Here is a 7,621-nt window from a genome sequence, read left to right as displayed (position 1 = left end):
CCCACCCCGCGGCCCACGAACGACGGGGCGGCGTGGATCGCGCTCAGCAACGCCACGCCCGGCTCCTCGTCCGGCCCGAGATAGGTGAAGCCGGCCAGCTCGGCATCGACCACGGCGACGGTCATGCGATGGTTGTCACGCTCCCATTTCCAGCGCTCGGCCCACCATTCGCCCATCGCTTCCGGCGAGCCGAAGGAGAGGGCCGAGGGCGGGAGGAAATCCGCGTACGCCGAAGCGCGCGAGCGGAAATGCAGCGAACCGATGCCGGGCAGATCGTCGTCAGCCGCGGGACGCAGAAGCACGCTCATGCGTCGAACCTAGCCGCGGCACGGGCACCCGCAACAAGTCCTCGGCGAGCACGATGTCGCCGTCGAATTCCGCGCGCGCTTCGCTGAGGAAGCGGGTGCTGTCGGCGTACCTCTGGGAGAAGTGGGTCAGCACCAGCGTGCGCGCACCGCTCTGCCGGGCCACCGACCCGGCCTGGCCGGCCGTGAGATGCCCCACCTGGGCGGCCATCGCGGCGTCCTCGGCGAGGAATGTCGACTCGATCACGAGCAGGTCGGCGCCCTCCGCCAGCGCGAACACGCTGTCACACAGGCCGGTGTCCATGACGAACGCGAACTTCTGACCGGGCCGCGCCACGCTCACGTCCTCCAGGGTCACCCGCCCGATCCGGCCGGTGCGCTGCAGCTCACCCACGGCGGGACCATTGATCCCGTACGCCGAGAGCAGCGCCGGCACGATGCGGCGCCCGTCCGCCTCGGCCAGCCGGTAGCCGTAGGTCTCGATGGAGTGCCGCAGCGGCAGCGCGGTCAGCGTGCCCGCGCGAGTCTCGACGCGGAAGCCCGGCCCGACGGGTACGGCCTCCAGATCGGCTACGTCGTAGAAGCTCGTCGCGTGCCGCAGCCGCCCGAAGAACTCGGCTCCGCCCGCGGGAAAGTGCACCTGAACGGGGTGCGGCACCTTGTCGAGCGAGATCCGCTGGATGATGCCGGGCAGCCCGAGCGCGTGGTCGCCGTGGAAGTGGGTGACGCAGATGCGGGTGAGCGGTGTCACGGCGAGCCCGGCCAGGAGCATCTGGCGCTGGGTGCCCTCACCCGGGTCGAAGAGGATCACCTCGTCGTCCCAGCGCAGCTGGTAGCCGTTGTGGTTGCGGTGCCGCGTCGGCACCTGACTGGCCGTGCCGAGGACGGTGAGCTCGCGCATGTGCCCCAGAAATAAGGCGACCCCCGGGGACTTCCACGCCGCCCGGAAAGGGCGAAGTGGTCCGGTCGGACAAGGCCGGATCCCCGGGGGTCGGGTGGCTGCCTGGTACTCGCCACGACCGCTGCCACACGGTCTCGACGTACTACAAGAACTTTCGAAGCTGTCGAGGACAGCGGCTAGCGGACAGCCACCTCACGAGTCCCGTTGCTATACAACTTCGGACCACCTCCCTTCACGTGTACGGCTACGTTAACCACTCGGGAGGCCGGTCGACAACGCTTTAAAAATCACAGGCCCGGGGCTACAGCCGGGGGAATACGCGGGGGGACATTTCGGTGCCTTCGACGGCCAGGGCGGCGGGGCCGACGATGCGCGGATCCGGGGTGCCGACGACGTCGAAATCCTTGCCGTCGTAGTCGAAGCGGTTGAGGACGTAGCGCATGGCCTCGATCCGGGCGCGCTTCTTGTCGTTGCTCTTGACCACGGTCCACGGGGCATCGGCGGTGTCCGTGTAGAAGAACATCGCCTCCTTGGCCTCGGTGTAGTCGTCCCACTTGTCCAGCGACTCGAGATCCATCTTCGAGAGCTTCCACTGGCGTACGGGATCGACCTGGCGGATCGCGAAGCGGGTGCGCTGCTCGCCCTGCGACACCGAGAACCAGAACTTGACCAGGTGCACACCGGAGCGCACCAGCATCCGCTCAAGATCGGGCGCCTGCCGCATGAACTCCAGGTACTCCACGCGGGTGCAGAAGCCCATGACGCGCTCGACGCCGGCGCGGTTGTACCAGGACCGGTCGAAGAGCACGATCTCGCCGGCGGCGGGGAGATGCTTGATGTAGCGCTGGAAGTACCACTGGGTGCTCTCGCGCTCGTTCGGCTTCTCCAGCGCCACGACGGAGGCGCCGCGCGGGTTCAGGTGCTCCATGAAGCGCTTGATCGTGCCGCCCTTGCCGGCGGCGTCACGCCCCTCGAAGAGGATGACCAGGCGCTCACCCGTGGTCTTGCACCAGTTCTGCAGCTTGAGCAGCTCGATCTGGAGCAGCCGCTTGTCCCGGTCGTAGTCCGCGCGGGGCAGGCGCTCGTCGTACGGGTAGTCCTCGCGCCACGTGTCCACCGGGCTGCCGTCGGCGTTGATCAGCACCGGGTCGTCGTCGTCTCCGTCCGCGACCCGGTACCCGCTCAGCTCGGCGATCGGTCCCGAATAGGGCTGGGTGCTCGTCCGCTCCTGGTGCTGCTCGTCCTCCATGAACATGGTTCATACCCACGTTCGCCGAAGGACCCACTCGCAATGTGTGACCTGTCGGTGGACGCCGGGTAAACGATCATCCGAGCCAGGAGCGCACCTTGCCGGTCCGGGAGGCGGAGATCGCCGCGGGGAGCTCGGTCAGCGTCTCGGCGCCGACCTGTTCCTGACGGGCGTACAGGACGCCGTACGGGAAGGCGTCCGCCGCCGTCCGCGACATGTCCCGCAGTACCTCACGCGCCACCACGGAGTCCTGGTGCGCCCCGAGCACGTCCTGCAGGCTGGTCAGGGTGTTCACCAGCTGCTTGCCCGGCTTGCCGGCCTCCGGGGCGAACACCTCGACCGCGTACCGGGCCTGCTTGTACTTCTTGCGGGCCTCGTGCAGCTCCGCGTCCACGCCGTCCGCCGTCGCCTCGTCGAGCAGCCGGTCGGCCTGCCGCAGCACCTTCCGTGCCCGCCGCGACGCCTGCCGGTCCTCCGGGGGCGCGCCCTCGATCAACGCGTCGAGCTCGTCGAGCAGCCCCAGATAGCGGTCGGAGTCGAGCGCCTCGGTCAGCGCCGCCCGCCCGGTCTCGACGTCGCCGGCCAGCTTCGCCCGGATCTCCGCGGCCGTCTCCGGGAAGTCCGCGGCCGCGTCCCCCAGCTTCGTGCCGAGCACCTGCGCGTCGCGTACGGCCCCGAGCTCTGCCGCCAGCCACTTCAGCTCGTCCCGCATCGGGGTCGCGCGCTCCTGGTCGAAGGAAGCCTTGAACGTCTTCAGGGTGCTGCGCAACCGGCGCGTCGCCACGCGCATCTTGTGCACGGACTCGGCGTCTCCGGCGCGGACCCCGGGGTCGTGCTCGGCGAGGGCGTCGCGCTGCTCGAGGGCGTACCGGAGCACGGGCCCGGGCTTCCGCGGCCGGTGGCGCTGCGCCTTGCTCAGCCGGTCACCCAGCGCGCGCGCCAGCTTCGACGGCCCGGCGGCGGGCGTCGCCCCGGCCGCGAGCAGCAGCCCCTCCACCTGGTCGAGCAGCTCCGGCCCGCCCTCGACCAGCTCGACCTCGAGCTCCTGCCAGCGCTGCTCGCTGCCGCCGGTCTCGGCCCCGACCTCGTCCTGCGCGACGAGCGCCAGCGTCCTGCCCTCCGCATCCCGCAGCGGCGTCTCGATCCGGTGCGTGCGCAGCCGGGCGACAGGCCGCAATTCCCGGGTACGCACAATGGGCCGCACCGCGCTCGTCAGCTCACCCGGCACCTGGTCGCCGTCGCTCAGCGGCAGCCGGTGCTCGGTCCGCCCGTCGCCGTCCGCCGGCGTCTTCAGATGCCAGCCGGCGTCCGTGCCGCCCGTGCGCCGGCGCAGCGTCCGCTTGTTGCGCGCCAGCCGGAGATCCTCCGTGTCGAAGTAGGTCGCGTCCAGCTCGTGCGTCTCCGCCTCGCCCGCCCCGGCCACGCTGCCCGCGCCGGTGAGGGAGGGCAGCGTGAAGCCGGCGGGAACGTCGTACTTGCGTTCGGTCTCCGTCGCGGTCTGCATGCCTTCCAGTCTCGCCGATCAAGTGGGTCCGGGCATCCGCTCGTGGTGGGTCCTTCAGCTCGCTCACAGGTCATCGCGTCACGCTGGAAGGCGTGAACGAAACCGATCGCCGCAAGGTCTCCCTCGCCGGGCTGGGTCTGATCAGCGCCGGTGCCGTCCTCGGGCTGGCGCTCACCGCTCCCGGCGCCTCCGGTGGTTCCAGTGCTTCGGGCGGTTCCAGCTCTGCCAGTGCTTCCGGAGCTTCCGGAGCTTCCGGAGCTTCCGGCGCTGCCCTCGGGGAGTCGAAGGACGACCCGTCGACGTGATCATTCCCAGCGCCTTTGGGGCTCGGGCACAGGCTGCTCCCAGCAACGCGCGCCATTGTTGACGACAGGCCCCTGAGGGCTCGGTGTTCGTCCCCCGTGCGGGCATCGGTTCCTCAGGACCAGGTGAAGCGCCGCCCCGACCGCCGCCCCGGTCGAGGCGGCGCTTTCCGCATCCTCAGACGGTGTAATCCATGGCCTCCAGGCTCCGCAGATACAGAGCCCGCGAATAGTGCGCCGCCGCCGCGTTGTAATACATCGTCGCGAGCCCGACGTGGAAGCTGTTGTCCGTCAGCGCGTTCTTGGCCACGGCCGTCGACGACCACCGGATCTCCGCGTCCGTCGGGCTGATGCCCCGCTGTGCGCACGCCTCCACGGTCAGCTGCTTGCCCAGGCGCCACTTCTCCAGCGCGCTCTCGGCCTGCCGCATCATCGTCACCGCCTGCTCGACCAGCGACTCGGCCAGCGACCAGGCGGCATGCTCCTCCTCACTGCGAAACCTGGGCATGGTCGTACCTCCCGCGGTTACCTCCTGAAATGTCCGTCCCACCAGTGTGTGCGGGCACGTCGGCGCCTGTCGATCTTTTCCACCCGCAGGCGTGACCTTGTACGCCTGTCGCCGCTCGTCACCGGCGCCCGGCCCTTGCGGTCGCCGGGCCTATCCGTTGCTCAGCTCCGACCGCCACTGGGCGAATCGCTCCCGCATGGCGGGCAACGCCTCGGCCGCAATTCCGTACATGCCGAATTGGGCGTCGGGAATGTGGGCCAGCGCGCCGAGGGCCTCCGCGAAGTAGCCGCGGTCGAAGCCGGTGTCGGCGGCCTCGGCGAGCTCGAGCAGGCGCTCGCGGGTGTAGCGGCCGGACTCGAGGACCGCGTCCACGTCGAGAAAGTCGCGCGGAGCGGCCCGGCCGTAGAGGGCCGCCATCTTGTTGGCCACGGCGTCGTCCGGGTGCAGGACCGGGCCGATCTCCAGCTGCACCGGCGGGTGCACGCGCCAGTCGGCGGACATCTCGAGCTTCTCGGGCGGCGCTCCGTTGCCGTCGGTCAGCAGGAGACGCGCGAAGGTGTCGCTTCGCTTCGCCTCGTAGACGACAAAGCCGTAATAGTCGAGCGCGTCCTCCACCGCCGTGACGGCGCTGGGGAAATCCGCCCGGGCGTCCCAGTCGGTGAAGATGTCGACATCCCCGCTCGGGCGGTCGCCGATCCCGTGCGCGCTCACGGCATAGCCGCCGGCCAGGGCGAAACCGTAGCGGCCCCCGGCGTCGAGGGCGATCCGCGCGATGCGCTCGTGCACGTCTTTCATCGTCAGGCCGCCGATGCCCGGTGCTGCGCGGCCAGCTCGGGGAAGCGAGCCTCCCAGGCTTCCCGTCTGTCCCTCGGGAGCCACATGGCCGACCAGAGCGTGACCAGCATCTCGCGGTCCAGATAGGCGTGCAGATCCGCAGGGCTCATGGCCTCGCCGATGACCACACGGTAGAGCTCCATGAGCTCGCCCGGCTGATCCAGGTCGTAGACCGGGTTGCCCGACCACTGGAGGTGGTGGGGGAGGGTGACTGTGCCGGACGTCTTTCCTTGCAGGGCCTCCAGGTCGTCGGCGATGACAACCGGTTTGGCATAGTGGCGCACCGTTGCACCTCCTTCGCGTAGGCCCCAAAGAATACGGCCACCGCCCGGAAGGCGGTGGCCGTTATCCACAGGGGTCAGCGAGCGCTGTACGCCACATCTCCCGCCGGCACCTTGGCCACGCCGACCGGGCACGACATGCCGTTCGGGCCGTGGTTGCAGTAGCCGTTCGGGTTCTTCGTCGGGGCGAGGTACTGCTGGTGGTAGTCCTCGGCGTAGTAGTAGCGGCCCAGCGGCTTGATCTCCGTGGTGATCGCACCGCGGCCGGTCTTCGTCACGACCGGCTGGAAGGCGTCGCGGGAGGCCTCGGCCGTGGCGGCCTGCTCCGGCGTCGTCGTGTAGATCGCCGACCGGTACTGGGTGCCGACGTCGTTGCCCTGGCGCATGCCCTGGGTCGGGTCGTGGTTCTCCCAGAACGCCTTGAGCAGGTCCGCGTAGCTGATCTTCGCCGGGTCGTAGACCACCTGCACCGCCTCGGTGTGGCCGGTCGTGCCCGAGCAGACCTCCTCGTACGTCGGGTTCTCGGTGAAGCCGCCCGCATAGCCGGCGGAGGTCGAGTAGACGCCGGGGAGGCGCCAGAAGATGCGCTCGACGCCCCAGAAGCAGCCCGCGCCGAAGACGGCGACCTCGAAGCCCTCCGGCCAGGGGCCCTTCATGGGGGTGCCGAGCACCTCGTGGGTGTCGCTCACCGGCATCTCGATCAGGCGGCCCGGCAGGGCCTGCTCGGCGGTGGGCAGCTCAGGCTTCTTGTACCGCAGGAACACGGTCACTCCCTTCATCCGCTCGGTGCAACAACAACCCGCCGGTGATCCTTACCCGAGGGCCTCGGCGATGCGACCAGCGTACGAAGCGGCCTCGTCGTCGGAGTCGTATTTGTGTCTCGGCCAGAAGAAGCCGCGCAGTCCGTCCCCCTTTGTCCGGGGGACGACATGGAAGTGAAGGTGGGGCTGGGACTGGGAGACGATGTTGTTGTTCGCCACAAAGGTGCCCTGCGCGCCGAGGGCGGCCGGCACGGCGGCGGCAACGCGCTGCACCAGTCCGAAATATCCGGGCAAGTCGTCGGGCGGCAGGTCCGTGAGCTGCGGCACGTGGGCGCGGGGCACGATCAGGACGTGGCCCTTGAAGACCGGCCGCACGTCGAGGAAGCCCACGCCCTCGGGCTCGTCCACGATCTTGAATGCGGGAACCTCGCCCGCCACGATCCCACAGAAGACGCAGTTCGCCATTGCTCTTATATTAGTTTCTTTCGGTTTTCCGCTGCGGATAGGCACAGACTAGCCTTGCCCCTCATGACGGGTAACGAGTACGGCTTCGACACACTGGCCATTCACGCGGGGCAGGAGCCCGACCCGCGGACCGGCGCCGTCGTGCCGCCGATCTATCAGACCAGCACTTATGCGCAGGACGCCGTCGGGGCGCCGCGGCTGGGATATGAGTACAGCCGCTCGGGCAACCCGACCCGCGACGCGTTGCAGGAGTGCCTGGCGGCGATCGAGGGGGGCCGGCGGGGCCTGGCTTTCGCGAGCGGGCTCGCGGCGGAGGACACCCTGCTGCGTACGGTGTGCCGGCCGGGCGACCACGTGGTGATCCCCGACGACGCGTACGGCGGCACCTATCGCCTTTTCGCGAAGGTCGCGGAGAACTGGGGCCTCGACTGGACCGCCGTGGCGCTCAACGACCTCGACCAGGTCCGCGCCGCCTTCCGCCCCGGCAAGACGCGGCTGATCTGGGCCGAGA

The 7,621-nt window shown here is 69.6% G+C and carries 11 protein-coding genes; 2 read left to right on the top strand and 9 right to left on the bottom strand.

Features of this window, described 5'->3' with window-relative positions; all coding sequences use genetic code 11:
* The 4 genes from RBH18_RS42055 to RBH18_RS42040 all read right to left on the bottom strand — a co-directional run.
* On the bottom strand, positions 1-308 hold a 308-nt coding region (locus RBH18_RS42055), incomplete at its 3' end, for a GNAT family N-acetyltransferase (protein ID WP_372339073.1).
* Positions 280-1,206 carry a ribonuclease Z gene (locus tag RBH18_RS42050; RefSeq protein WP_306216108.1) on the bottom strand — a complete coding sequence of 309 codons (927 nt, stop codon included), beginning with the start codon at positions 1,204-1,206 and terminating at the stop codon, positions 280-282. The genes RBH18_RS42050 and RBH18_RS42055, both read right to left, overlap by 29 nt.
* Positions 1,207-1,507: 301 nt before the next feature.
* Complete coding sequence (gene ppk2, locus RBH18_RS42045) at positions 1,508-2,455, bottom strand: polyphosphate kinase 2 (RefSeq protein ID WP_306216107.1); 948 nt, start codon at positions 2,453-2,455, stop codon at positions 1,508-1,510.
* Between the two features lie 76 nt (positions 2,456-2,531).
* Complete coding sequence (locus RBH18_RS42040) at positions 2,532-3,959, bottom strand: CYTH and CHAD domain-containing protein (RefSeq protein WP_306216106.1); 1,428 nt, start codon at positions 3,957-3,959, stop codon at positions 2,532-2,534.
* A 92-nt stretch (positions 3,960-4,051) separates the two neighbouring features.
* On the opposite strand from RBH18_RS42040, the gene RBH18_RS42035 reads away from it, so the two are divergent.
* Complete coding sequence (locus tag RBH18_RS42035; protein ID WP_306216105.1) at positions 4,052-4,264, top strand: hypothetical protein; 213 nt, start codon at positions 4,052-4,054, stop codon at positions 4,262-4,264.
* Positions 4,265-4,439: 175 nt separating this feature from the next.
* On the opposite strand, the gene RBH18_RS42030 is transcribed toward RBH18_RS42035, so the two are convergent.
* The 5 genes from RBH18_RS42030 to RBH18_RS42010 form a co-directional block, all read right to left on the bottom strand.
* Complete coding sequence (locus RBH18_RS42030) at positions 4,440-4,769, bottom strand: hypothetical protein (RefSeq protein ID WP_306216104.1); 330 nt, start codon at positions 4,767-4,769, stop codon at positions 4,440-4,442.
* Positions 4,770-4,919: 150 nt separating this feature from the next.
* The gene (locus tag RBH18_RS42025; protein ID WP_306216103.1) at positions 4,920-5,564 is read right to left on the bottom strand and encodes a nucleotidyl transferase AbiEii/AbiGii toxin family protein; all 645 of its coding nucleotides are present in this window, start codon (positions 5,562-5,564) and stop codon (positions 4,920-4,922) included.
* A gap of 2 nt (positions 5,565-5,566) precedes the next feature.
* Positions 5,567-5,887: a hypothetical protein gene (locus RBH18_RS42020; RefSeq protein WP_306216102.1), complete on the bottom strand. Its 321-nt coding sequence runs from the start codon at positions 5,885-5,887 to the stop codon at positions 5,567-5,569.
* Between the two features lie 74 nt (positions 5,888-5,961).
* A complete protein-coding gene (gene msrA / locus RBH18_RS42015) occupies positions 5,962-6,648 on the bottom strand; it encodes a peptide-methionine (S)-S-oxide reductase MsrA (RefSeq protein WP_306216101.1) in 687 nt (228 codons plus the stop codon).
* Positions 6,649-6,696: 48 nt separating this feature from the next.
* Positions 6,697-7,110: an HIT family protein gene (locus RBH18_RS42010; protein ID WP_306216100.1), complete on the bottom strand. Its 414-nt coding sequence runs from the start codon at positions 7,108-7,110 to the stop codon at positions 6,697-6,699.
* A gap of 63 nt (positions 7,111-7,173) precedes the next feature.
* On the opposite strand from RBH18_RS42010, the gene RBH18_RS42005 reads away from it, so the two are divergent.
* Positions 7,174-7,621 (top strand): PLP-dependent transferase (locus RBH18_RS42005; protein WP_306216099.1); only part of this gene is annotated, 448 nt, incomplete at its 3' end.

Source organism: Actinoplanes oryzae, from assembly GCF_030757795.1.
In the GTDB taxonomy this organism is placed as follows: Bacteria; Actinomycetota; Actinomycetes; order Mycobacteriales; family Micromonosporaceae; genus Actinoplanes.
The sequence above is the reverse complement of the archived record's forward strand: the minus strand, read 5'-3'. Positions and strand labels throughout refer to the sequence as shown.

Bases quoted from the DNA above. Each gene is read 5' to 3' on its own strand.
- RBH18_RS42050 (WP_306216108.1), bottom strand. From the start codon at position 1,206: ATGCGCGAGCTCACCGTCCTCGGCACGGCCAGTCAGGTGCCGACGCGG.
- ppk2 (WP_306216107.1), bottom strand. From the start codon at position 2,455: ATGGAGGACGAGCAGCACCAGGAGCGGACGAGCACCCAGCCCTATTCG.
- RBH18_RS42040 (WP_306216106.1), bottom strand. From the start codon at position 3,959: ATGCAGACCGCGACGGAGACCGAACGCAAGTACGACGTTCCCGCCGGC.
- RBH18_RS42030 (WP_306216104.1), bottom strand. From the start codon at position 4,769: ATGCCCAGGTTTCGCAGTGAGGAGGAGCATGCCGCCTGGTCGCTGGCC.
- RBH18_RS42025 (WP_306216103.1), bottom strand. From the start codon at position 5,564: ATGAAAGACGTGCACGAGCGCATCGCGCGGATCGCCCTCGACGCCGGG.
- RBH18_RS42010 (WP_306216100.1), bottom strand. From the start codon at position 7,110: ATGGCGAACTGCGTCTTCTGTGGGATCGTGGCGGGCGAGGTTCCCGCA.